Source organism: Oscillospiraceae bacterium (assembly GCA_015065085.1).
Classification (GTDB): Bacteria; Bacillota; Clostridia; order Oscillospirales; family SIG627; genus SIG627.
This window is the reverse complement of the sequence record SVQW01000001.1, coordinates 499,066-523,361: the sequence shown is the minus strand read 5'-3', so window position 1 is coordinate 523,361 and position 24,296 is coordinate 499,066. Positions and strand designations below refer to the sequence as shown.

Here is a 24,296-nt window from a genome sequence, read left to right as displayed (position 1 = left end):
CCTTTTAAGTGTTAACAATATTGACAACAACTTGAAAGGGTGAATAAAATGGAGAATCGCAAAAAGAAAAACTTGCTTGCAACAGGAATTTACATTATCATATCCTTCTGCTTCCTTATTTTTCTAGGTCTGGGGATTTTTGCATCACTGAGAGCGGCGTTTACACAACCGCCTGAAGAACAAATTTCGTCACCGGATACTCGTGCGGAAGATATAAAACTTGCTCCGGTAATTCCCGATATACCTCAGATTGCGGAAAATAACGAGGTTTTCGAACCTGAGCTCGTCCCCGAAGAACCGATTGCAGATATCGTGGAAGAACCTGTAATCATCGAAGAAAAAAAGTACTACTTTCCTGTCAGCGGTGATGTGACAAAGGATTTTTCAAAGGATGTACTTGTGTTTTCAAAAACAATGAACGATTACAGAACTCACGCAGGTGTTGATATAGGCTGCGAATACGGTCAGGCGGTCATGAGTTTTACAGATGGAACCGTGGAGGAATTTTACGACGATCCTCTTAACGGTATGACACTGGTAATAAGCCACGATGATAATATTATAACACGCTACTGCAACCTTTCTTCAGAACTTCCCGAAGGTCTCGGGGCGGGTGTTGCCGTCAGTGCGGGTCAAAATGTGGCTTTTGTCGGAGACCCGGGTATACTTGAATGTGCCGAGGGATATCATCTTCATTTTGAAGTTATAAAAGACGGAAATTATGTAGCCATAAATGATTTCAATCTTGAAGAATGAAAAGACAGCAGAACGCTTATGCGTTCTGCTGTTGTTTTTTTGCGTTGGTCTTTACGCCAATAATGCAGCACCTATTACGGTACCATATTGAGATTTATCAGGAATTATAAAGTTAATGTGAAACATTTCGGAAAGATCTCTGAAGGTATCACTGCATTGAGGTATACGCGTGAGATTACCCGTGAGCACAATATCCTTTGCATTTCTGCTTCGTGCGGCAAAAATAGAAATAACGGCAATGGTTTCAAACACAAGATTTATAGTTCCTCTTGCGATATCCGCATTTGTGGCTACGTCACTTACTTTTCCAAAGTTTGAAGCAGTGGTGTGCCCCGGAAGATTAGGGATAATATCCTTTTTTGTAATATCGGCTATTCTGAGATCGATATTTGAAATGTCACCCTCGCATGCAAGCGCGGAAATATGGTCAATGCTTTCGACATTTATGAGAAGCTTAGAAAGACCCAGCAGAGTGCCGCCACCCATTCCTGTACCACCCAGGTAATCGGTAGAATTTCCGTTCACATGTACTATGGCAGTTCCTGTGCCCATACTTACGACAATGGCGTTCTCTAAGCGTGAAAGAAATTTTCCTCCCAAACCGATTGCATTGAACTCTTCAACGTGCTGAGTGGGCAGACCATAGACAGTGTTCGAGGATATGAATGACGAACCTACGCCGGTTATCATTACCTTGTCTATTTCGCTGAGGGGAATTTTGTTTTCGTCGGTGAACTTTCCGAAGGCACCGTAAAATGAAGCGAGAGGATCGGTTGCTTTCACAAAAAGCGGTGTGATGAGTTTTTTGTGAGAATCGAAACCGCAAATTTTAGTTGTAGAACCACCGATGTCAACGCCGATAACAATACTCATGAAGTGCTCCTTTTATTATTTCGTTTTTTGCTCAAGATAAGCAAGACGTGCGCACAGACAAAGTACGTTCATGGCCTGCTGAAGCTCATCATTGGGCGGGAAAGAGGGGGAAATACGCAGATTGCTGTCATCCGGATCGATACCATAGGGATATGTCGCACCTGCGCCTGTAAGTACAACACCTGCCTGTTTGCATAATTCAGCGGTGCGCTTTGCACAGCCACCTGGCAGGAAAAGGCTTACAAAGTAACCGCCGTTAGGACGCTTCCAATTGCCCAGTCCATACACTTTAAGCTTACTCTCAAGAGTGTTGCAGACTATGTCAAACTTAGGCATAAGTATCTCTGCGTGCTTTTTCATGTGAATAATTATGTTATTGTATGTTTTGAAGAATCTCACATGACGGAGCTGGTTGATTTTGTCATGACCGATGGTCTGGAAGAATAAAAGCTTTTTCAACCATTCAAGGTTCGCCTGCGAAGCACCCATGAATGCGACACCTGCACCCGGGAAAGTAACCTTGGAGGTGGAACCGAACATGAAAATCATATCCTGCTTGCCGTTCTTTTTAAGCTCGTCAAATATATTCATGAGAGTATCGGGGTCAGAAAAATCATGAATAGCATATGCGTTGTCCCAGAAAATTCTGAAATCTTTTGCTTTGGGCGAAAGATTAGCCATTCTCTTGACGACAGTATCGGAATAAGTAATGCCGTCCGGATTACTGTACTTGGGGACGCACCAAATGCCTTTTATGCTGTCGTCTTGTGCGACCAGCTTTTCAACAATATCCATGTCCGGCCCGTCGTTTTTCATGGGCACATTTATCATTTCGATACCCATTGCTTGACAAACAGCAAAATGACGGTCATAACCGGGAACAGGACAGAGAAATTTTACTTTATCCAGTTTACACCAGGGGGTGTTTCCCATGATGCCGAATTGCATTGCTTTTATTATGGTATCATACATTATGTTGAGAGATGAGTTGCCGAAAATTACAATTTCATCTTCGCTTACTCCGAGAACCGGGGCAAACAGTTTTTTGGCTTCGGGTATACCGTCTAAAATTCCGTAGTTCCTGCAATCAAAGCCGTTTTCAGCGCAGAGGCTGTCACTGGCAGAAAGTGTGTTAAGCATTTCATTGGTAAGATCAAGCTGTGCTTTGCAAGGCTTACCGCGCGACATATCAAGCTTTAGACCCTTTTTGACAATCTCGCTGTAATCAGCACTGACCTTTTCATATTCCGATTTCAATTCTGCAGGGGACATTTGAAGATAATTCATTCTTTTTTTGATTCCTTTCTGGATTTTGAATGTTTATATTAGAAATCCGCACTGCCAACTGTACGGGGGAAAGCTTCGACATCTCTGATATTGGTTATACCGGTGAGGTACATAATGAGACGCTCAAAGCCCAAACCGAAACCGGAGTGCTTAACTCCGCCGAATTTGCGAAGTTCCAGATACCACCAGTAGTCCTTGGGATCAAGCTCGAGTTCCTGCATACGCTTTTCAAGAAGCTCCAGACGTTCTTCACGCTGGCTTCCGCCGATGAGTTCTCCTACGCCCGGAACCAGCATATCCATAGCCGCAACAGTCTTTCCGTCATCGTTAAGACGCATGTAAAATGCTTTTATATCCTTTGGATAATCGGTAACAAAAACAGGCTTTTCAAATATTTTTTCTGTAAGATAACGCTCGTGCTCGGTTTGCAAGTCAATACCCCACTCGACGGGATATTCGAATTTCTGACCGCTGTTTTTGAGGAGTTCAACCGCTTCAGTGTAGGTTACGTGAGCGAAATCAGACTCGACCAGCTTGTTGAGTCGTTCGATAAGGCCCTTGTCAACAAAATTGTTGAAGAAAGCCATGTCCTGAGGACATTTTTTAAGTACATATGAGATTACGTATTTGATCATATCCTGTGCCAGCTGCATATCGTCCTCTAAATCGGCAAACGCAATCTCAGGCTCCATCATCCAAAACTCGGCCGCGTGGCGGGGAGTGTTGGAGTTCTCAGCGCGGAAAGTAGGACCAAAGGTATATGTTCCCGCATAAGCCAGCGCAAAGCACTCTGCATTGAGCTGACCCGAAACGGTAAGATTTGCTTTTTTGCCAAAAAAGTCCTCGGAATAATCAATGTCACCGTTTTCCGTTCTGGGAGGATTTTCCATATCGAGAGTGGTTATCTTGAACATTTCGCCGGCACCTTCACAATCACTGGCGGTAATGATGGGAGTGTTTGCGTATATAAAGCCTCTTTCCTGGAAGAAGGAATGTATTGCAAAAGCCGCTACCGAACGTACTCTGAATACTGCATTGTAGGTGTTCGCACGTGGACGCAGATGCGCAATTGTTCTGAGAAATTCGGGAGAGTGGCGCTTGTTCTGAAGAGGATAATCAGGGGTGGAGGTTGCTTCAATGCTTATTTTTTCAGCTTTGATTTCAAAAGGCTGTTTTGCTTCGGGGGTAAGAACCAGTGTACCCTCGCAAAGAATGGCTGCACAGATATTCTGTTTTTCAATTTCGTCGTAGTTGGATATAAACTCACGCTCGAAAACTACCTGAATATTGCTGTGGCAACTTCCGTCATTAAGCGCAATAAAACCAATTGCGTTATTTGCGCGCATGGTTCGTATCCAGCCTGCAACGGTTATTCTTTTGTTTTCGTATGCTTGGGGGTCGGCGTATATTTCCGAAATTCTTGTTCTTGTAGGAAACATTGTGTTAATCCTTTCTGATGCTTCTGATATATTTTATCATTTCAGTTCCGGCTAAAGCGCCTTCGTAAACTGCTTTTGAAATTTGTAAGAGACCGCCTGTACAATCTCCTGCGGCATAAATTCCGGGAAAACCGCAGGACATGTTATTGTCAGTTATTATTTTACCGTTTTCAACGGCAATGCCGAGCTTTCGTGCTATATCAGAACTGCCTGCTGTTCCGCAAGCAACAAACAGCCCGTCTGTTACAAGTGTTTTTCCGCTTTCGAATGCAATACTGTCCACTTTGTCATTTCCGCATATTTCCACAATTTTATCGGTTATGACGGGAACGGAAAAATCGGTTTCCGGCTGTGAACCGTCTGTAAGAACGGTGACGGAAGAGGCAAGGGGAATGAGCTCGGCAGCTTCATGCTTGGCATATTCCGAATTGCCCAGTACAGCAACATTTTTACCTCGGAAGAAAAACGCATCACAAACAGCGCAGTAGCTGACACCGCGCCCTTCAAACTCGGTAATACCTTTGATCAAGGGGGCTTTACGTGAAGTACCCATTGCAATTATGACACCGTCGGCGTTAAAGACACCGCCGTCTGTGCTGACGGTGTAGTTGCCGTTGTAGCTGACGTCAAATACCTCAGCTTTTACAAATTCGACACCGAGTAAAGATGCCTGTTCAACACCATTTTTTAGTAAATCCTGACCGCTGATAGGGTTTGGAAATCCGTAATAATTGTTGACCCAATGTGCTTTTTCAAGCGCGCCTGAGGATTTTGAAATTACTATGGTGCGTATGCCGGCACGCTTTGTATAAAGCGAAGCAGATACGCCCGCGGGTCCTGAGCCTATAATGATAACGGTTTTGTCATTCATTGAAGTTCCTCACATGTAAGAAGATTATGCATCGGAATCGGTAATTTTTTTTCTGTATTCGTAAGCCGCTTGCTCGGTTTTGTTGTCACCAAAGGTATAGTAAACCCTATTCTTTAAATCGTCCGGCAAATATTGCTGCTTGACGTAATGATTCTTAAAATCGTGCGGATATTTGTATTTATCGTATGTTGTTCCCTCGGAAGGACAGTGATTGTTTTTTAAGTGCTCCGGCATGTCGCGACCCTTACCGGATTTGACATCCTCAAGAGCCATATCAAAAGCAAGATATGAACTGTTTGATTTGGGAGAGGTGGCGAGAAGTACAACAGCCTGAGCCAATGGAATTCGGGCTTCAGGCATTCCAAGGCGTATCGCACTGTCTACACAGGAATTAACGATGGTTGCCGCCATCGGGTAAGCAAGCCCGATATCCTCCGAAGCTATAACCAACAAACGTCGGCATGCCGAAAGAAGATCTCCGCCGTCCAAAAGACGTGCAAGATAGAACAATGCCGCATTCTCGTCCGAACCGCGTATGGATTTCTGCAATCCCGAAAGAAGTTCGAAATGAACATCGTCATCTCGGTCAAAGGTCATGTAATTATTGCCGGATACGCTTATTACATTTTCAACTGTGATTTCGTCACCGCTGATGTAATACGAAAGCTCCAGAATGTTGAGCGAGCACCTGACGTCTCCGCCGCTTCTTTCACATAAAGCCTTGAACGCATCATCGGAAATGATTTTTTTCGTTGGATTGTCATTATTGAGAACATCCAACGCACGCCGTACGGCAAGAAATATATCGTCCCTTGAGACAGGCTTGAATTCAAATACACTGGAACGTGAAAGAATAGCCTTGTGTACGTAGAAATATGGGTTCTCGGTGGTAGAGGCTATAAGTGTGACTCTTCCATCTTCAATATATTCGAGTAAGGTTTGCTGTTGTTTTTTGTTAAGATATTGAATCTCATCAATATACAGCAAGATTCCGTCGGCTCCGAAAAAAGTGTTACTCTGCTGAAGCACTTCTTTTATGTCACTGCCGGAAGCTGAGGTGGCATTTAATTTTTGAAACGTTATTTTTGCCTGCGAAGCGATAATCTGCGCAACGGTTGTTTTGCCGGTTCCTGGAGGACCGTAAAAAATCATATTGGGCAGAATACCGTTGTCAAGCAAGCGCTTTAACGGAGCGTTATCATCCAGCAGATGCCGCTGTCCCACAACCTCATTGAGATTTTGCGGTCGGAGACGGTCTGCAAGCGGTGTGTTCATCAATAAAGGGGATGCTTACCGCAAAGCTCGGTTACAGCGGAACGTATCTTGTCTTGACTTGCTTCAAAGTCAGTAGCAGCAAGCTTTATAAGGTGAGCGATGCATTTCATGTCTTCGGTATCAAAGCCGCGAGAGGTGGCTGCGGGAGTACCTATACGAACACCACTGGTTACAAAGGGCTTTTGAGGGTCGTTGGGAATAGCGTTCTTATTAACGGTTATATAAACTTCGTCAAGGCGATGCTCGAGTTCCTTTCCGGTGATATCCATATTGCGAAGATCGAGAAGCATAAGGTGATTGTCAGTACCGCCGGAAAGCAGGTTGAAGCCTTCTGCCATCAGAGCGCCTGCGAGAGCGTCGGCATTGGCGCGCACACGGCTCTGATAATCCTTGAAAGCGGGTTTAAGTGCTTCGCCGAGGCAAACAGCTTTTGCGGCAATTACGTGCATAAGGGGACCGCCCTGAATGCCGGGGAAAATTGCTTTGTTTATCGCCTTGTTCATTTCTTCGGTGTTGCAAAGTATCATACCGCCTCTGGGACCGCGAAGAGTTTTGTGAGTGGTGGTGGTTACAACATCGGCATAGGGGACGGGCGAAGGATGAAGCCCTGCTGCAACAAGACCTGCGATGTGAGCCATATCCACCATGAGATATGCACCAACCTTCTTGGCAATATATGCAAATTTTTCAAAATCAAGAACCCTGGGGTAAGCACTTGCGCCTGCAACAATAAGTTTAGGCTTGGTTTCTGTTGCAATACGCTCTACTTCGTCGTAATCTATAACAGCGGTGTCGGGGTCAACGCCGTAAGAAACAAAATTATAGTAAAGACCGGATATGTTTACGGGGCTTCCGTGTGTAAGATGACCGCCATGCGCAAGATTCATACCGAGAACGGTATCACCCTGCTTAAGTAAAGCAACATAAACAGCAGTGTTCGCCTGAGAACCGCTGTGAGGCTGAACATTTGCATACTGAGCGCCGAAAAGCTCCTTTGCACGTTCGATAGCTATGTTTTCGACAACGTCAACTTCTTCACATCCGCCGTAGTATCTCTTGGCCGGATATCCTTCAGCGTATTTGTTGGTGAGAACTGAGCCCTGAGCCGCCAAAACAGCGGGGGAAACAAAGTTTTCGGATGCGATGAGTTCAATATTTCTGCGCTGTCTTGCAAGCTCGCGCGTAACGGCGTTTGCAACATCTTCATCGCATGATTTCAAGTAATCAATATTTTCTTCTATAAACATTAGAACCTCCAAATAAATATATAATAACATCATACATTATACTTCATTTTTTTCATTTTATCAATAGTATTCTCAAATATTCGTGCCTTTTTTTGCTAAAATAATAATTTGTTTTCAGTTTGTTAACAGAACATATAAATAGAGATGATAAAATACCCGTTGATTTTATTGAATAGGAGAAGGCTTTGCTTAGTACACATATATCTGAAAGATACAATAATACGATATACCCTACAATGGTTATCACCGGTCCTGAAAACAAAATGAAAATTCAGTGGCTTGTAAGGCCCGACAAACGCTTTTGCGATTTGTGTCGCTTGTACGGTACGGAGCTTAAAAAAATAGCATCAGATAATCCTCGTAAAATTGAAAATATTTTGATGGATGATGTAAGGTATTACTTTTTTACCGAACATTTTCGTGAAGGTCTTGTCAATTACTGCGTTTTTGTATTTCTTTATTCAATTCCGCGCAAAAATGAGGAAGTAGTCACATCGGTGGATTTTGTTCAGAAGCTGTACAGCTCATGCACCATTCCGTCATTAGCTCCGATTTCATATCACAGTTTAAAGCTTTCCGAATATGTTCGAAATTCCGGAAAGATTTCAACCAACATTTCCGAACTCATGTCGGTAGCTCTGGACGAGCGTGCCGATAACGAAAAAGAGTATTTTTATCCGATTGAACAAGTGGGAAACAGAATTATAAAGACGTGCTTCGATAAAGAGGGTTCACCGTGCCGCTTTAAAACAGTGCGGTCAGACAGCAATATGTACATACAAGTTGCTTTGATGAAATTCAGTTTTTTTCTGACCAACGTTATGCTTATGATTGCAAAGTTTTCACTGCGCACCGTAGAAGTGTCGTTCAAGAACGAGATCGAAACACTGAGAATACTTTTCAGATGTCCGTTCCATAACTCATTTTTCGGTTTTGAAAATGACAGAAACAGTGATGTTAATTTCGGTGAAATTTGCGAATTGAATTGCTCTCATCCTGCGTTTGTCGACTATGAGCTTTTAAAACGTATTGCAAATGATTTTGGCGCTGCATTTACACTTAGGTTTGACGGCAAAAACTATGGTCTTGTGGAAATTGTGTTTTCCAAAGCTGATGTTCTTTTTAAGAATGTCCTGCATGCCGCATGTATACCGGAAGGGGAAACCGATATACCGATTTATGCAGTAGATGTTGATAATTTACTGTGAAAAGCAAAAAAAATAAAAAAATTTCATTAAACTCTTGATTTTTTACCAAATGTGTGATATAATGCAAGAGATGTAGTTATTTTTAAGTGAGGTGTAAAGTATGAAAGCAGGAATTCATCCCGAGTATAAAGAAACCAAAATAATTTGTGCTTGCGGCGCGGAGTATCCCACCAGATCCACCAAAGAGGATATTCACGTTGAAATTTGTTCCAAGTGCCACCCGTTCTTTACCGGCAAACAGAAATTTGTTGATGCCGGCGGACGTGTTGACAAGTTTAAGAAGAAATTTAACCGTGCATAATAAGCATAGGGCATCTGCGTCGCAGATGCCCTATTGTTTTAATTTTTGATTTTTTGGCGTGAGTGACCGATTTTATATTTTGAAATCACTTTCATCAAATGCAGTGTTGGCAAATCGGACGGAAATATCTTTTTTCAGCGGGTCAAAGATAAATGCAGAGCATGAAAAATCGGGAGTTACTACTCCTTTTTTTTTGCACAAAAAGCTTTCGCCGTCAAGTATTGCATTTGAGTATTCACAATAATAACAACATTTATCGTATTTTTTGTTAGCTTTTTTCATCTTCGCAACCTCATGCATATTATTCGACATTATTTTACACTATTATTCTGAAAAATGCAATAGATAATAATAAAAATTGTCAATAAAAACAAAATTCCGCAGTTTTTTGTATCGTATGTGTATGAAACGCTTTCATGATATACACGTACGGCCGTGTCGATAGGTACAATCATTGCAGTGAGCATTGATATCGCCATATGGATAAGCTTTCCCGTGAAATACGGTCTCATGGAAAGCTCACCCGTAACGGCGCGTACCTGCATGTGAACGCTCAGGCCGCCCCAGGATAAAAGACCGTTTGCTGCAACGAGCGAATATCTGTCAAATGCACCCGTTAATTCGCTTGATGCTGAAGTGATTTCGCATATACCCTTGACGATAAATGAAAGGCTACCGGGGAGAAAAAACATCACTACTTCTGTAAGAACCGCAAAGAAAACAATATATCCGCATATGTATGCCATGTTGATCACAGAGGATTTTACAGATTTGACAATAATGGGAATTATAGGCTGATTTGCGGAATCTTGAAAAGAGAACTCCGTAAATTTTGCTTTTTTGTTTTTAAGAATTATTCCTACCAACAGTGAAGAAATCATTTGAATAAGAAATATAGAAATACCTGCTTTTATACTTCCGAAAACCGCTCCGCCCAGAAATCCGAATATGAATGATATCCCGCTGTTAGAGCAGAAAGAAAGCAGATACTCCGCTTCACCTTTTGTTATTTCTCCTTTTTTGTAAAGCTCATGGCAAAATGAGGCACCGATGGGAAATCCTGCTGTAAGTCCAAGAATTATTGCTGTACTGCTGCATTTACTGGTGCCGAATATAAATCTGAACAGCGGGTAAAAAGGCTTTCCTATTATTGCCGCACTGCCGCTCAAAACTATCAGTGAGGAAATAATGAGGAAAGGGAATACCGATGGAAGAATAGAATTAAGGCAGGCAAAAACCGTATTTTTAACTGATGCCTGTACGGCTGTATGGTTGATAACAATCAAAAGGGACATGACTATCATTATAACGGCCATAAAATATTTTTTCAATCAAATCACCTGATGAATTATATTATTCCGATATACATAAAATGTTAAAACGAGGTGATAATCTTGAAGAATATTTTTAAAAACAGTATGTGCTTTATGAAGGAGAGGTCGTTGATACAGATATGCGGTGATTGTGAAATGTTGGCAGAAGGGTGCGGAAAAGTTATTGGCTACGATGAAAAACAAATAGTGTTTGTTGCGGGAAGAACAATAGTGGTTGAAGGCGAAGGACTGACTATGACCAACATGGAAAACGGTGCTGTCCTTGTAAAAGGAAAGTTTTCTGCCATAAAGTTTGAGGGGTAGCTATGCTTTTATATAGTTTTCTGAATTTTATTTTCGGTTATACTCTTGTATCCGTGGAACGCGGGATGGGATGTGAAAAGCTGTTGAGCTTTCTCGTTAACAAAAATATTTCATTTTGGGATATGGAAAACGTACATACAAGAGCTTTTTTTAAGGTAAAACCGTGTTACAGGTCAACTCTTCTTACTGCGACTAAAGAGCTGGGATTGCCCTCGGGTGATATTACGTTCATGAATATGGGTCTGCCGTTCATTATCATGAGGCATAAGCTGCGTGTAGGCATGATAATAGGTGCTTTTTTCGGGGTAGTTGCTGTAATATTTTCCACAATGTTTGTGTGGAAAATAGAGGTCAGCGGAAATGTTAAACTGAATTATGCTCAAATTTCTCATATGCTTGATAAGCAAGGCTTCTGCGAGGGCACATTTTTGCCGGGAAAGAAGCTGAAGCGCATTGAAACAGCAGTGATGGCGGAAAATGAAGATGTTGCATTTATTGCCATCAACATGCGCGGAACAACTGCTAAAGTTCAAGTACACGAAAGGGTATTGCCCGGAGATAAAGAGGATCTTACTACTCCCGTGAATTTGGTGGCTTCGTATCCCGGTCAAATTGTTAAAACTGAGGTTGTTTCCGGAGAGACGGTGGTAAAGCGGGGAGATGCGGTGACCCAGGGACAGCTTCTTGTCAGCGGAGTGATTGACAGCAATACAGTCGGATATCGTGTAAGGCGTGCTTCCGGGAAGGTTATGGCTTCCACCCGGCATAGTCTTGAATACAAAATTCCGCTTTTGCAGACCGAAAAACACTATACCGGTAAGGAAATTAAAAGAAAATCTATAAAAATTTTAGGAAAATATATTAATTTTTTTATAAATAGTGGAAATTTATATGAAAAATATGATACAATATATGACGAAGAGTCGGTAATCGTTTTTGATACTGTTGAGTTGCCGATTTATTATGCGGTTACAACATATGCAGAGTACGAGGAACGCGAGATAGAAATTGACATTAAGCGCGCCAGAGAACTTGCGTACGACTGTTATGCTTCTTTCATAGGAAGCCGCAAATCCGTTTCTGTGGAGAGCGAAAATCTTAACGAGGAAGTTCGTGACGGATATTTTGTGCTGAGCGGAACGGTCGATTGTATTGAAGATATAGCGCAGGAAAAAATATTTTATTATAATCAGGAGCAAAACACCAAAAATGACGGAACAAATAATAACGTTTGAAAATCCCGATATTCTTCCTAAAATCCTGGGTGACTTTGACAAAAATCTGGAAATTATTGAAAATGAATTTAATGTAACGCTTGTAAGTAGGGGACCGGAGTTGAAAATCTCGGGATCATCTGAGGATGTTAAGGCAGCGTCTGATGTTGTCGGTTATCTGAAAAAAACGGCGAAGCTCAGTGAAAACATAACCGAGCAAAATGTAACCTATGCTGTCAGCATGGTGCAAAGCTCCAGAACTGATGAACTGATGAGCTTCGACGGCGACTGTATATGTATTACCACAAAGGGTAAGCCTGTCAAGCCAAAAACGTTGGGGCAAAAGCAGTATGTGGATACCATCAACAAAAATACGATAACAATAGGAATCGGACCTGCGGGCACGGGTAAAACTTTTCTTGCGGTTGCGATGGCCGTAACTGCACTGCGAAATAAAAGGATAAACCGTATAATTCTTACCCGTCCTGCAGTTGAAGCTGGCGAAAAGCTGGGCTTTTTGCCGGGTGATTTGCAAAACAAAATAGACCCATATCTTCGCCCGCTTTATGATGCACTTTACGAAATGATGGGAGCTGAGAGCTTTAACAAGAACGTCGAAAAGGGCGTTATAGAAGTTGCACCGCTTGCTTATATGAGAGGACGTACACTGGATGATTCATTCATCATCCTTGACGAAGCACAGAATACTACTCCCGAACAGATGAAAATGTTTCTTACACGTCTCGGTTTTAATTCAAAAGCAATTGTGAACGGCGATATCACACAGATAGACTTACCTGACGGTAAAAGCTCCGGCTTACGTGAAGCGGTCAAAATATTGCAGGATATTGACGATATAGGCATAGTGACACTGAGCGACAAGGATGTGGTCAGACATACGCTTGTAACCAAAATAATACGTGCGTATGCCGGCTATGAGGAAAAGAAAAAAGCAGCTATGAATATGAAATACAAGAGGGTAAAAAAATGAAAACATATGTTTACTTCGGCGGAAAGATAAAAGCAGATGCCGACATGAAAAATCTTATAAGAAAAGCTGTGCGTACAACGCTCAGGAGTGAAAAGTTCCCGGACGATGCCGAGGTTTCGGTGACACTGACGGACAACGAGGAAATTCATGTTATGAACCGGGAATACCGCGGCGTGGACCGTCCGACCGATGTACTTTCCTTTCCCATGGCGGAGGATGATGATAACATCGGTGATTTTGACATGGATAAAGGCGCAGTTCTTTTGGGGGATATCGTTATTTCGGTAGAGAAAATAGAGGAACAGGCCAAGGAATATATGCACAGCTTTGAACGTGAGCTTGCGTACTTGACAATTCATTCTACGCTTCACCTTTTGGGTTACGACCATGTTGACAACGAGCAGGATGAAAAAGAAATGACGGAAAAACAAGATAAAATTATAGAAAGCATGGGATTATAATATGGATTTAACACCTAAAACCTCTTTTATAGCAATTGTCGGACGCCCCAATGTCGGCAAGTCCACATTGCTCAATCATCTTCTGGGCGAAAAAATTGCAATAGTGTCGAATAAGCCCCAGACAACCCGAACAAGAATAACGGGTATACTCACAAAAGAAGACACTCAGTACGTATTCTTGGATACTCCGGGTATGCATAAGCCCAAAACAAAGCTCGGCGAAACAATGATCAAAGAGGTCTCGCAGGCTGTCGGTGATGTGGATTGCGCTCTGCTTCTGTGTGAAGCTGATTCATCTGTTCATCCTGCCGACCGTGAGCTGCTTGAACGTTTTGACCGTGACGGCACGCCTGTGATACTTGTAATAAACAAGACCGATATTACAAAAAAGGAGCTTATACTGGCCACCATTCAGGCTTATACAAGTGAGTTTGAGTTTAGTGCTGTTATACCGATAAGCGCGCTCACGGGTGACGGTGCAGATATAATTTTTGATGAACTCAAGCCTTTTGTTCATGAGGGTGACTGGTTCTTCCCTTCAGATTATGTTACCGACCAGCCCGAAAGACAGATTGTGGCAGAGGTTATACGTGAAAAGATGCTCCGATTGCTCAGCGATGAAATTCCTCATGGTACAGCCGTTGTCATTGAAGGGTTTAAGGATGTACGCGGCCATCTGCTTGATATACGTGCTGAAATCTTTTGTGAACGCGAGAGCCACAAGCGCATAATAATAGGCAAAAACGGCTCAATGCTGAAAAAGATAGGTTCATATGCCAGAGAGGATCTTGAAGAATTCTTTGGGGTCAAAGTCAATATTAATTTATGGGTTAAAGTAAAGGAAAATTGGCGCGACAGTGACATTATGATAAGCAATTTCGGATTTAACAACAGGGATGACTAACCGTGCTGGTATCTTTTAACGGTCTTGTTGTACGCGAAGAAAAAAGTGGAGATTATGGTAAATTTATAACTGTTCTCACAGACAACTGCGGACGTGTGCAAATGAGCGCAAAGGGTGTAGGATCGGTGAAAAACCGTAATGCCGCTGCGTGCTCAATTTTCACATACGGAGAATTTGTTGCATATTACCGTGACGGCAGATACACCCTTAAAAGCTCTTCTCCCGAAAGATATTGTATAAGACATGACGGCAAGCTTGAACAGCTTGCCCTGGCATCGTATATCGCAGAGTTGGCGGATATTTTCGGACGCGGTGAGAATGACACCTCTGAAATAATGCATTATTGCATAAATGCACTGCACATCCTGTATAAGGATGACAGACCCCGCAGAATGATTAAAGCAGTATATGAGCTTCGCATGCTTTGTGCGGCAGGATATATGCCAAACCTTGAAGAATGTGCGGTATGCGGCGGTGAGTTATGTGATGAAGAAATGTATTTTTGCTTTGTTGACGGTGTTTTTGTGTGCAAATGTTGTACCACAGAACCGTATGTGAAAAAAAGACTTGTCAGCTTATCCTGTTTTAATCTTATGAAATATGTTATAAGCTCTCCGGAAAATAAAGCTTATGCCGTAAAGGTGCCGGAAAAAACGGAAAAGGAATTTTGCAGTGTTTGCTGTGATTTCCTGCTGGCACAGCTTGAAAAAAAGCCGGATACATTGGATTTTTACAATACTGTAGAGGATAGCAATGGAAAATTTTAAAAAAGCAATAAGTGTGCTGGAGTTTGATAAAATACTTGGTATGCTTGCTGAATGCGCTTCGCTCGAAGGCGCAAAAAATGTAATTTCGGGTATAATGCCCGATACTGATGTTGCTGTAATTAAAAAGCTGCAAAATCAGACGAGCGATGCAAAGGCTATGATGGTTACCAAAGGCACTCCTTCGTTTATGGGAGTAAAACCTGTGGAGAACAGTGTCGCAAGAGCAGAAAAATCTGCTGTTCTGACCGTAAAGGAGCTTTTGAATATTGAGGCACTTTTGGGAGCAGTAAGAAATCTGCGAACCTACTCAAATGATATGAGTTCGGAAAGCAGTCTTTATGATTTTTTCAATGTGCTTGTACCCAATAATGCTCTTGAAGATAAAATCAAAAAAACATTCATGAATGAAGAGCAGATTGCCGACGATGCCAGCGAAAAGCTTCATGAAATACGTATAAAAATCCGCCGCTCACATAATAAAGTGCGTGAGAATATGCAAAAATATATTACAGGAACGGCGTACAGCAAATATTTGCAAGAAAACATCATAACAACACGCGGCGGCAGATTTGTAATTCCTGTCAAGGCAGAAGCTCGCAATGAGATAAAGGGCCTTGTTCACGATACTTCTGCTTCGGGTGCAACGTTGTTTATCGAACCACTCAGCGTGGTGGAGCTCAATAACGAAATTAAAGTGCTGGAGAACGAGGAAAAGCATGAGGTAGAGCGTATTCTCTACGAACTGTCCGCCGATTGTGCCGCGTTTTCCGAAGGCATAAGACTAAACTATTCCATGCTGGTTGAAATATGTGTAATATTCGCCAGAGCTGAGCTTTCATACAGACTGGATTGCGTTTCACCGATTATATCTGATAAAAAAACGGTAGACTTTATACATGCCCGTCATCCTCTTCTTGATAAGAAAAAAGTAGTACCCATAGACGTAAAGCTTGGAGGTACTTTCAGCAGTCTTATTATTACCGGTCCCAACACCGGCGGTAAGACGGTTACCCTTAAAACTTTGGGGCTTTTGTCAATGATGGTGCAGTGCGGCTTGCATATACCTTGCTCTGAAGGGTCGAAGGCGTGTGTCTTTGATAATATTCTTGCGGATATCGGTGACGAACAGAGCATTGAACAATCCCTTTCCACTTTTTCTTCACATATGAAAAATATAGTGTCAATGCTTGATGAAGCTACCGAAAATACACTGGTTCTTTTCGATGAGCTGGGCGCGGGTACTGATCCGGTAGAGGGAGCGGCTCTTGCTACTGCTATTCTTGACGGTATCCGCCAAAAGGGAATACTTTGTGCGGCAACTACACATTATGCCGAATTAAAGGCGTATGCCATAAACACCGACGGTGTTGAAAATGCATCCTGTGAATTTGATGTGGACACATTAAAGCCTACCTATAAGCTTGTTATAGGTACTCCGGGTAAGTCCAATGCATTCCTTATTTCTTTGAAGCTCGGTCTTTCAGAAGATATAATCAATACCGCAAAAGAGTATATTTCTTCTGAAAACCGACAGTTTGAGGGTACTATCGAAAACCTTGAAAAGAAGCGATTTGAGATGGAGGCATTGCGTGCTGAAGCACAGCGTATGCGAGATGAGATTAAGCGCACTCATGACGAAACAGTTGCCGAACGTGACAAACTTCTCAACGCGGCACAAAAGGAAGTCGATCGCGCTCGTGCCGAAGCAAACCGTATTCTGAAAAGTGCCAAAGCTACAAGTGATTATGTACTGGACGAGCTTGACGCCATTAAAAAGAAACGTGAGGAAGAACGCTATAACGAGGAATATGACAAGGCAAAGGAAGAAATGCGGCGCAGGATTCGCACCAGCGAAAAAGATGTAGATAATGTGTCGGTGGAGCACGAGGAAGAATATGAGCTTCCGCGCGAGCTTCGTGAGGGTGACAAGGTTATTATCGCAGGTGTTAATCGAGAGGGCACCGTAATTGCCGTTTCGGGAGATGATGTTCAGGTTCTCAGCGGCAGTGTTAAAATGAAGGTCCCTAAGAAAAATCTAAGACTGGTTACGGGTATTGATACATCAAAAACAAAAAAGCAGGTTAAAAAGACATCGGGTATGATGGGACAACGCTCGGAAATCCGCAGTGAAATAGACCTGCGCGGACAGATAGGCGACGACGCATGGTTTTTGGTTGATAAGTACATTGATGACCTCCAGATGGCTGGATTGCACAGCGCCACTTTGATTCATGGCAAAGGAACGGGCGCACTGCGTGCCGCACTGTGGCGTTATCTGAAAAATGACAAGCGTATTTTAAGCTACCGAATGGGCATGTACGGCGAGGGAGACAGCGGTGTAACCGTAATTGAAATCAAATAATCTGTACGTGATAATGCAAATACCTTAAAATGCTTTCAAATAATGTTAATAAAATATTAATTTATGTTTTAACCTCTTTTAATTCCGAGATTTATTTGATATAATTACTGTGATATGTTGTAAATTTATCATTTTTTACGAAAGGCGACAGAATGAAGAATTTTATTTTCAGCGGTTTCGGCGATGAAATATGCAGCAACTTCCGTGAGCAGGCTCAGAACCTAAAGAAAATGGGTGTTTTTTGTATTGAGCCACGTAAGCTTGACGGAAAATCGATTATTGATATTACAAAAGAAGAAGCAGTGGGCTTTAAAAAAATTCTTGATGAAGAAGGCGTTGGTGTTTCTGCCATCGGTTCCCCGATAGGTAAAATTGACATCACAGATGATTTTGAGGAACATTTTGAAAAATACAAGCACATTCTTGATCTTGCCGAGATTTTCGGTACGAAGAATATAAGAATGTTCAGCTTTTTTATTCCTGAGGGACAGGAGCCTGTGAGATACCGTCCTGAAGTGATGAAAAGATTGCGTAGGCTTCTGGATGAAGCTAAACGCCGCGGAATGGTGTTGTGTCACGAAAACGAAAAGAGTATATATGGCGAAAAACCCGAGTATTGCCTCGATATTCTTCGTGAGTTCGGCGGTGAAATGCGTGCCGTGTATGATATGTGCAACTTTATAATGGCAGACGCGCAACCTTATCCTTATGCATTTGAGCTGGTCAAGGATTATGTTGAATATATCCATATCAAGGATGCGGATGCAGAGCATAATATCTGTCCGGCAGGTGAGGGCATAGGCGGTGTTTACGAAACCCTGTGTGCAGTCAGCGAACTCAGACAAGGTAAGCCTACATATGTAACCCTCGAGCCTCATCTGACTGTGTTTGACGGTTTGGATCAGCTTTCGGCCCACGAGGTACTCAAAAGAAAGTATACATATTCCTCTGCATATGAAGCATTTGAGACAGCGGTTAAGGCTTTGTTTGCAATCAATGAAAGAGTAAAATAAAATTTGTATAAATGAAAGGGAATTATTATGGCTAATTTAAAAATGCTTGCTATCGACCTGGGCGCCTCCAGCGGACGCGGTATAATCGGTAGCTTCGACGGCGAAAAGCTTCACCTTGAAGAAAATCACCGTTTCCCCAACGAACCTGTTTTGGTTAACGGTACCTTCAGATGGGATATACTGAGAATTTTTCACGAAATCAAGACTTCTATCCGAAAAACCATTAACGATAATGTCGGCATTAAGAGTATTGGTATTGACACATGGGGTGTTGACTACGGTTTGATTGACAAAAACGGTCAGCTTATGGAAAATCCCTATCACTACCGAGATGTTCGCACTGCCAATTTTGAGGATGCATTCAAAATCGTTCCCAAGTCCGATGTTTACGGAATAACAGGAACTCAGTTCATGAATTTCAATACTCTTTATCAGCTTATCAGCGCTGACAAGGATGCACTTAGCCGTGCTGAAAACATGCTGTTTATTCCCGACCTTCTCAACTATTTCCTCACCGGAAAAATGGCAACCGAGTATACAATTGCTTCCACTTCTCAGATGCTGGATGCCAAGAAAAGGGATTGGTCCTATGACCTTCTTGATAAATTCGGCATCCCGACCAAGCTTCTCGGAGATATAGTTAAGCCCGGCACAAAGCTTGCACCTCTTTCTCAGGCAGTTATCGATGAAATCGGTAAGACTGATGCAACTGTTATCAATATAGGTGCACACGATACTGCTTCTGCGGTTGTTGCCGTACCCTCAAAAACAGAAGATTTCGTATTTATCAGTAGTGGAACATGGTCTCTTATGGGTACCGAAATTCCCGAACCTATCATCAATGAAGGTTCCGAAAAGTATGACTTCACAAACGAGGGCGGTTACGGTAATACCATCCGTTTCCTCAAAAATATTATGGGTCTGTGGCTTGAACAGGAATCCAAGCGCCAGTGGGAACGCGAGGGTGAAAAAACCACCTACGACGAGCTTTCCAATGCAGCAATGGCAAGTGAACCCTTCAAGTGCTTCATCAATCCCGATGATGCGTCCTTTATGGCACCCGGCAACCTTCCTAAGAGAATTGCCGAGTTCTGCGAAAAGACAGGCCAGTACGTTCCTCAAACCAAGGGCGAGATAATCCGTTGTATCTTTGAAAGCCTTGCGCTTAAGTACAGATATACTGTTGAAAAAATCGACGAGCTCAAGGGCAAGAAAACTCCCTTTATTAACATTGTCGGCGGTGGAACAAAAGAGGCTCCTCTTTGCCGTTTCTGTGCAAGTGCTTGCGGACGTCCTGTATTTGCAGGTCCCGTTGAGGCAACAGCTATCGGTAATATTGTTGTGCAGGCTATTTCCATGGGTGAAATCAAGGATATCGCGGAAGCGCGCCATATAATCAGAAATTCCTTTGAAATAGTAAAATACGAACCCGAAAACACCGAGGCATGGGATGCCGCATACGAAAGATTTATTAAATTGATATAAAATTAAAGGAGAAACAAAACAATGAGCAACCAGGCTTTTGAACTCGCTAAAGCGAAATATGCCGCATATGGCATAGATGTCGAGAAGGCTTTCAAACAGCTTTCTGAAATTCCTGTATCTCTGCACTGCTGGCAGGGCGATGACGTTATTGGTTTTGACCATGACGGTCCTCTCAGCGGTGGAATCCAGACAACCGGTAACTATCCCGGTAAAGCAAGAACTCCCGAGCAGCTTATGGCTGACATGGCTAAGGCAATGTCTCTTTGCCCCGGCAAGAAGAAGCTTAATGTTCATGCTTGCTACGCTATTTTTGAAGAAGGCGGTTATACCGACCGTGACAAGCTTGAACCCAAGCACTTTGCTAAATGGGTAGAGTTTGCAAAGGCGAACAACATGGGTATCGACTTCAACCCCACTTTCTTCTCTCATCCCAAGGCTGATGGTCTTACACTTGCAAGCTCCAATGAAGAAATCAGAAAATTCTGGGTTGAACACGGTAAGGCGTGCGTTCGTATTTCTCAGTATTTTGCTGAAGAAACCGGTATCCCTTGTGTTATGAACATCTGGATCGGCGACGGTCTTAAGGATGTTCCCGCTGACCGCATGGGTCCTCGTATGCAGTACAAGAAGTCCATCGAGGAAATTATGTCCGAGCCTTTTGATCCCGCTAAGGTTAAGATTTGCGTAGAGTCCAAGGTGTTCGGCATCGGTGTTGAGTCCTATACCGTAGGTTCTGCTGAATTCACTCTTACTTTTGCTGCTACCCACGAGGGCTGTCTGCCTCTCATGGATAACGGTCATTATCATCCTACCGAGGTTGTTTCCGATAAGATTCCTGCACTTCTTTGCTACTTCCCTGAGGTTGCTTTACATATTACCCGTGGTATCCGTTGGGATTCCGACCATGTACTGCTCCTTGATGACGAAACCAAGGAAATGGCTAAGGAAATCGTTCGTTGTGATGCTCTCAACCGTGTTTACATGGCGCTTGACTATTTTGATGCAAGCATAAACCGTGTATCCGCATGGGTTGTAGGTTTCAGAAGTTGGCAGAAGGCGCTTCTCATGGCGCTTTGCACACCTCATGCGATGCTTAAGGAACTTCAGGAGAAGGGCGAATTTACAAAACTGATGGTTCTTCAGGAAGAACTCAAGATGATGCCTTTCGGCGATATCTGGGCACAGTATTGTGAAAACTGCGGCGTTAAGGCTGATGCATCATGGTTTGACGAAATCGAAAAGTACGAAAAAGAAGTACTTTCCAAGAGATAATTACACATACAAAAATCGGTCAGGTTTAACCTGACCGATTTTTATATACTGTTAATCGCTTATTTTCCGCTTGCTGTTTCAATTTTCTGTCTTACTTCGTAATCGCTGCCGCCTATGGTGACGCTAACACCGGGAGCACAGAGCAAATTTCCCTGCATGTCATAAATCGTTCCTTCCATGCCGTGGTACATTATTAAATCAACATTTCTGCCATTTTTGTCAATTTTCTCAATATCAACAAGAACGCGGTGACGCAGACCGTATGTGTCTACGACTTCAACGTACAATTCGTAAATACTATCGTAAGGTATTGCTGCAGTTTTATCATAAAAATAGTAATACGGGTCAGTTGCTTTATAACCGTCGACAGGCACAGCAGCTTCTTGCGTTGCGTGAATGGTACTACCCGAAGTTGAAAGAGTACGCTTGTGATTTTCGGGGATTTCTGTTGTTGCTATGAGCTCGCCGTTGATGTACTCGAGAAGCATGATTTTTTCAGCTTTAACCTCTCTGCCTTTGGATTCAAGTCGGATTTCAATGTCACCGTTATATTTTTTCTGATACACTTCATTTGCGTACACGCCTCTGCTGTTGCCGATATAATGAGCATAGACGCTGGGAATGAAATCATATTTTGGAGAGTAGTAATCTCTCACGGATTGTGTACGTATAGTGCCGTTGTCGTCAAGCTGTACGGCTGTGATTTGTGATTCTTCAAACAAGGGCAATGTAATATCGGCAATATACTTACCATTTTCGTATGTCATAGGGTAAGGTGTATCGTTACAAATAACACACACGGCGGTTGTATCGGGGGCGAACTGCTTGGGAAGTACAGAATAACGAAGAACCACGGTTTTGTTGGGAATGTCGGGCTTGATATACTCACTTTCCGTAGATGAAAGAAGATTTGCTTGCTGTTCGAGTTTATTGTCAATTGAGGAATGTATATTATTTATTGATCTCGAAATGTCATTGATAGAATTGTTATATGCTGTTTTAAGATTTTTCACTTCATCATTCAATTCACTAACGTGAAACAGTGAGATTATACTAAATAAGCAGGTTAGAACAAGAAGTGCTATCGGAATGTACTTTTTCATAATATCTCCTCGAATTTTATTAATTTTAACGTGTTCATTATAACATGTGAAAAAAGATAAGTCAATATTTATACATAATTTGTTACAAAATATTTAATTTAGTTGTGATATACTATTGAAAATTGTGGTATTTTTGAAGTTTATAAAACTATGTAAAGGAGAAGCGCAATGGTGCTGTCAGGAGCTGATATAATTGTCAGAACGCTTATTGAGCAGGGTGTTGACACCGTTTTTGGATATCCCGGCGGTCAGATAATAGATGTATATGACTCGCTGTATAAATATCAGAACGAAATAAAGCATATTCTCACGGCACATGAGCAAGGTGCGGCGCATGCCGCAGACGGATACTCACGCACTACGGGTAAGGTGGGTGTTGTTATTTCCACCTCGGGTCCGGGTGCTACAAATCTTGTTACGGGAATCGCAACCGCTCATCTTGATTCTGTACCACTCGTGGCAATTTGCGGGAATGTTCCTACTTATCAGCTCGGCACCGACGGATTCCAGGAAATAGATATCACGGGTATTACTCTTCCCATTACAAAGCATAACTACGTTGTTGACTCTGTTGATAAATTGGCAGATACTATCCGCGAAGCCTTTTTCATTGCAAACTCCGGCAGACCTGGCCCTGTTCTTATTGATGTACCTAAAGATGTACAAACAGCAGAATGCGAGTATGAATCGAAATCAGCCGTTAGTCAACAGGAGAAGTATGGTTGTGAGGATATTTCGGACGCCGTTAAGTGTCTGAGATCTGCCAAACGTCCTTTTATATACTTTGGCGGCGGTGCAATAATTTCGGGTGCAGAAAATGAGATAATTCGGCTTGCTGATTTGATTGATGCACCGATAGGGTGCTCTTTGATGGGTATTTCGGGTGTTCCGTCCGATCATCCCCGTTTTCTTGGTATGCAGGGTATGCACGGCAGATATGCTTCTTCGGCGGCTATGGCAAGCGCAGATTGTATACTTGCACTGGGTGTGCGTTTCAGTGATCGTGCCACAGGTGATGCATCCAAATTTGCTCCGTCTGCAAAAATAATACATATTGATGTCGACAGTGCCGAGTTTTCTAAAAATGTTTTTCCTGCATTTGAATTAAAGGGCGATGTTAAACTTACACTTGAAAAATTCATATCTGCTCTTAAGAAGAAAAAGCGCACTGAATGGATGATGCAGGTGTCAAAATTCAAAGAATATGAAAACTCTTGTGCGGATAACCGCAATTTTCTTACACCTCACATTGCTCTTAGTGCTTTAAATAAATATCTTGACGCAGACACTCCTGTTGTAACCGACGTGGGTCAGCATCAGATGTGGGCAGCACAGATAGTGAAATTTTCAAAAACCAGAAGATTTGTTACCAGCGGGGGTCTGGGAACTATGGGCTTTGGCATCGGTGCGGCAATTGGTGCATATTTCGGAACAGGTAAGAGGACAGTTCTGATTACGGGAGATGGAAGCTTTGGTATGTCGCTCAATGAAATTGCAACTGCGGTTTCAAACAAGATACCGGTTGTTATACTCATGCTGAACAATGGTGTTCTTGGAATGGTGCGGCAGTGGCAGACATTTTTTTACGATAAACACTACTCTGCTACTGTTCTTGACCGAAAAACAGATTTTATTGCAATCATGAAGGCTTTCGGCGCAGATGCTGTTTGTGTGAACAGTCCTGACGAATTAGGTCGCGCATATGAAAAAGCGTTTGCTTCCGACTGCCCGTTTTTGATAGACTGCAGAATTGATAAAGACGAACTGGTTCTTCCAATGATGCCGCCCGGCGGCACGGCGGAAGAAATCATAGTAAAGGTTGGTGAATAA

The 24,296-nt window shown here is 42.6% G+C and carries 23 protein-coding genes; 14 read left to right on the top strand and 9 right to left on the bottom strand.

From position 1 onward, the window contains the following. The first annotated feature begins 48 nt into the window (after positions 1 to 48). Positions 49 to 756: a M23 family metallopeptidase gene (locus E7588_02260; GenBank protein ID MBE6688083.1), complete on the top strand. Its 708-nt coding sequence runs from the start codon at positions 49 to 51 to the stop codon at positions 754 to 756. A 51-nt stretch (positions 757 to 807) separates the two neighbouring features. Here the strand turns inward: E7588_02260 and coaW are convergent, their stop codons facing one another. From coaW to E7588_02230, 6 genes are read right to left on the bottom strand one after another with little or no spacing between them, the layout of a single operon-like run. After that, positions 808 to 1,629 (bottom strand): type II pantothenate kinase, encoded by an 822-nt coding sequence (gene coaW, locus E7588_02255; GenBank protein MBE6688082.1) that lies wholly within the window; start codon positions 1,627 to 1,629, stop codon positions 808 to 810. Between the two features lie 15 nt (positions 1,630 to 1,644). Continuing rightward, entirely contained in the window at positions 1,645 to 2,916 is a 1,272-nt protein-coding gene (locus E7588_02250; protein ID MBE6688081.1) for an aminotransferase class I/II-fold pyridoxal phosphate-dependent enzyme, read from the bottom strand. A 38-nt stretch (positions 2,917 to 2,954) separates the two neighbouring features. Further along, positions 2,955 to 4,355, bottom strand: a complete 1,401-nt coding sequence (gene asnS, locus E7588_02245; protein ID MBE6688080.1) for an asparagine--tRNA ligase — start codon at positions 4,353 to 4,355, stop codon at positions 2,955 to 2,957. A gap of 4 nt (positions 4,356 to 4,359) precedes the next feature. Further along, on the bottom strand, positions 4,360 to 5,226 hold the full coding sequence (locus tag E7588_02240) for an NAD(P)/FAD-dependent oxidoreductase (GenBank protein ID MBE6688079.1): 867 nt from the start codon (positions 5,224 to 5,226) through the stop codon (positions 4,360 to 4,362). A gap of 24 nt (positions 5,227 to 5,250) precedes the next feature. Then, the gene (locus tag E7588_02235; GenBank protein MBE6688078.1) at positions 5,251 to 6,501 is read right to left on the bottom strand and encodes a replication-associated recombination protein A; all 1,251 of its coding nucleotides are present in this window, start codon (positions 6,499 to 6,501) and stop codon (positions 5,251 to 5,253) included. Continuing rightward, positions 6,501 to 7,748, bottom strand: coding sequence for a serine hydroxymethyltransferase (locus E7588_02230; GenBank protein MBE6688077.1), 1,248 nt, complete (start codon positions 7,746 to 7,748; stop codon positions 6,501 to 6,503). Before E7588_02230 ends, E7588_02235 begins: the two co-directional genes overlap by 1 nt. A 185-nt stretch (positions 7,749 to 7,933) precedes the next feature. Here E7588_02230 and E7588_02225 point away from each other — a divergent pair, with 185 nt between their 5' ends. Together E7588_02225 and rpmE are read left to right on the top strand one after the other, a co-directional pair. Continuing rightward, positions 7,934 to 8,956: a hypothetical protein gene (locus tag E7588_02225; GenBank protein ID MBE6688076.1), complete on the top strand. Its 1,023-nt coding sequence runs from the start codon at positions 7,934 to 7,936 to the stop codon at positions 8,954 to 8,956. A gap of 100 nt (positions 8,957 to 9,056) precedes the next feature. Beyond that, positions 9,057 to 9,257, top strand: a complete 201-nt coding sequence (rpmE, locus tag E7588_02220; protein ID MBE6688075.1) for a 50S ribosomal protein L31 — start codon at positions 9,057 to 9,059, stop codon at positions 9,255 to 9,257. Positions 9,258 to 9,329: 72 nt separating this feature from the next. Here the strand turns inward: rpmE and E7588_02215 are convergent, their stop codons facing one another. Next, the gene (locus tag E7588_02215; GenBank protein MBE6688074.1) at positions 9,330 to 9,539 is read right to left on the bottom strand and encodes a hypothetical protein; all 210 of its coding nucleotides are present in this window, start codon (positions 9,537 to 9,539) and stop codon (positions 9,330 to 9,332) included. 29 nt (positions 9,540 to 9,568) lie between these two features. Further along, complete coding sequence (locus E7588_02210; GenBank protein ID MBE6688073.1) at positions 9,569 to 10,588, bottom strand: hypothetical protein; 1,020 nt, start codon at positions 10,586 to 10,588, stop codon at positions 9,569 to 9,571. Between the two features lie 63 nt (positions 10,589 to 10,651). On the opposite strand from E7588_02210, the gene E7588_02205 reads away from it, so the two are divergent. The 10 genes from E7588_02205 to E7588_02160 all read left to right on the top strand — a co-directional run bounded on the left by E7588_02205 (position 10,652) and on the right by E7588_02160 (position 21,363). Further along, positions 10,652 to 10,894 carry a hypothetical protein gene (locus tag E7588_02205; GenBank protein ID MBE6688072.1) on the top strand — a complete coding sequence of 81 codons (243 nt, stop codon included), beginning with the start codon at positions 10,652 to 10,654 and terminating at the stop codon, positions 10,892 to 10,894. Positions 10,895 to 10,896: 2 nt separating this feature from the next. After that, positions 10,897 to 12,129, top strand: coding sequence for a hypothetical protein (locus E7588_02200; GenBank protein MBE6688071.1), 1,233 nt, complete (start codon positions 10,897 to 10,899; stop codon positions 12,127 to 12,129). Then, the gene (phoH, locus tag E7588_02195; protein ID MBE6688070.1) at positions 12,104 to 13,099 is read left to right on the top strand and encodes a phosphate starvation-inducible protein PhoH; all 996 of its coding nucleotides are present in this window, start codon (positions 12,104 to 12,106) and stop codon (positions 13,097 to 13,099) included. Before E7588_02200 ends, phoH begins: the two co-directional genes overlap by 26 nt. Continuing rightward, positions 13,096 to 13,560 carry an rRNA maturation RNase YbeY gene (gene ybeY / locus E7588_02190; GenBank protein ID MBE6688069.1) on the top strand — a complete coding sequence of 155 codons (465 nt, stop codon included), beginning with the start codon at positions 13,096 to 13,098 and terminating at the stop codon, positions 13,558 to 13,560. Before phoH ends, ybeY begins: the two co-directional genes overlap by 4 nt. A 1-nt stretch (position 13,561) precedes the next feature. Continuing rightward, entirely contained in the window at positions 13,562 to 14,464 is a 903-nt protein-coding gene (locus E7588_02185; GenBank protein MBE6688068.1) for a GTPase Era, read from the top strand. A gap of 2 nt (positions 14,465 to 14,466) precedes the next feature. Then, entirely contained in the window at positions 14,467 to 15,231 is a 765-nt protein-coding gene (gene recO / locus E7588_02180; protein MBE6688067.1) for a DNA repair protein RecO, read from the top strand. After that, entirely contained in the window at positions 15,218 to 17,593 is a 2,376-nt protein-coding gene (locus E7588_02175; GenBank protein MBE6688066.1) for an endonuclease MutS2, read from the top strand. Before recO ends, E7588_02175 begins: the two co-directional genes overlap by 14 nt. Before the next feature lie 152 nt (positions 17,594 to 17,745). Further along, the gene (locus E7588_02170) at positions 17,746 to 18,606 is read left to right on the top strand and encodes a sugar phosphate isomerase/epimerase (protein MBE6688065.1); all 861 of its coding nucleotides are present in this window, start codon (positions 17,746 to 17,748) and stop codon (positions 18,604 to 18,606) included. A 27-nt stretch (positions 18,607 to 18,633) separates the two neighbouring features. Beyond that, entirely contained in the window at positions 18,634 to 20,091 is a 1,458-nt protein-coding gene (locus tag E7588_02165) for a rhamnulokinase (GenBank protein ID MBE6688064.1), read from the top strand. Positions 20,092 to 20,112: 21 nt separating this feature from the next. Beyond that, entirely contained in the window at positions 20,113 to 21,363 is a 1,251-nt protein-coding gene (locus E7588_02160) for an L-rhamnose isomerase (protein MBE6688063.1), read from the top strand. A gap of 59 nt (positions 21,364 to 21,422) precedes the next feature. Here the strand turns inward: E7588_02160 and E7588_02155 are convergent, their stop codons facing one another. Beyond that, complete coding sequence (locus tag E7588_02155; protein ID MBE6688062.1) at positions 21,423 to 22,466, bottom strand: hypothetical protein; 1,044 nt, start codon at positions 22,464 to 22,466, stop codon at positions 21,423 to 21,425. A gap of 168 nt (positions 22,467 to 22,634) precedes the next feature. Between E7588_02155 and ilvB the strand changes: the two genes are divergently transcribed. Further along, positions 22,635 to 24,296, top strand: a complete 1,662-nt coding sequence (ilvB, locus tag E7588_02150) for a biosynthetic-type acetolactate synthase large subunit (protein ID MBE6688061.1) — start codon at positions 22,635 to 22,637, stop codon at positions 24,294 to 24,296.

Coding starts and splice junctions, on each gene's coding strand:
- phoH (MBE6688070.1), top strand. CDS start 12,104: ATGACGGAACAAATAATAACGTTTGAAAATCCCGATATTCTTCCTAAA.
- E7588_02175 (MBE6688066.1), top strand. CDS start 15,218: ATGGAAAATTTTAAAAAAGCAATAAGTGTGCTGGAGTTTGATAAAATA.
- E7588_02185 (MBE6688068.1), top strand. CDS start 13,562: ATGGATTTAACACCTAAAACCTCTTTTATAGCAATTGTCGGACGCCCC.
- E7588_02215 (MBE6688074.1), bottom strand. CDS start 9,539: ATGAAAAAAGCTAACAAAAAATACGATAAATGTTGTTATTATTGTGAA.
- E7588_02155 (MBE6688062.1), bottom strand. CDS start 22,466: ATGAAAAAGTACATTCCGATAGCACTTCTTGTTCTAACCTGCTTATTT.
- asnS (MBE6688080.1), bottom strand. CDS start 4,355: ATGTTTCCTACAAGAACAAGAATTTCGGAAATATACGCCGACCCCCAA.
- coaW (MBE6688082.1), bottom strand. CDS start 1,629: ATGAGTATTGTTATCGGCGTTGACATCGGTGGTTCTACAACTAAAATT.
- E7588_02240 (MBE6688079.1), bottom strand. CDS start 5,226: ATGAATGACAAAACCGTTATCATTATAGGCTCAGGACCCGCGGGCGTA.
- E7588_02170 (MBE6688065.1), top strand. CDS start 17,746: ATGAAGAATTTTATTTTCAGCGGTTTCGGCGATGAAATATGCAGCAAC.
- E7588_02235 (MBE6688078.1), bottom strand. CDS start 6,501: ATGAACACACCGCTTGCAGACCGTCTCCGACCGCAAAATCTCAATGAG.
- E7588_02260 (MBE6688083.1), top strand. CDS start 49: ATGGAGAATCGCAAAAAGAAAAACTTGCTTGCAACAGGAATTTACATT.
- ilvB (MBE6688061.1), top strand. CDS start 22,635: ATGGTGCTGTCAGGAGCTGATATAATTGTCAGAACGCTTATTGAGCAG.
- E7588_02160 (MBE6688063.1), top strand. CDS start 20,113: ATGAGCAACCAGGCTTTTGAACTCGCTAAAGCGAAATATGCCGCATAT.
- E7588_02230 (MBE6688077.1), bottom strand. CDS start 7,748: ATGTTTATAGAAGAAAATATTGATTACTTGAAATCATGCGATGAAGAT.
- rpmE (MBE6688075.1), top strand. CDS start 9,057: ATGAAAGCAGGAATTCATCCCGAGTATAAAGAAACCAAAATAATTTGT.
- E7588_02165 (MBE6688064.1), top strand. CDS start 18,634: ATGGCTAATTTAAAAATGCTTGCTATCGACCTGGGCGCCTCCAGCGGA.
- E7588_02200 (MBE6688071.1), top strand. CDS start 10,897: ATGCTTTTATATAGTTTTCTGAATTTTATTTTCGGTTATACTCTTGTA.
- E7588_02250 (MBE6688081.1), bottom strand. CDS start 2,916: ATGAATTATCTTCAAATGTCCCCTGCAGAATTGAAATCGGAATATGAA.
- ybeY (MBE6688069.1), top strand. CDS start 13,096: ATGAAAACATATGTTTACTTCGGCGGAAAGATAAAAGCAGATGCCGAC.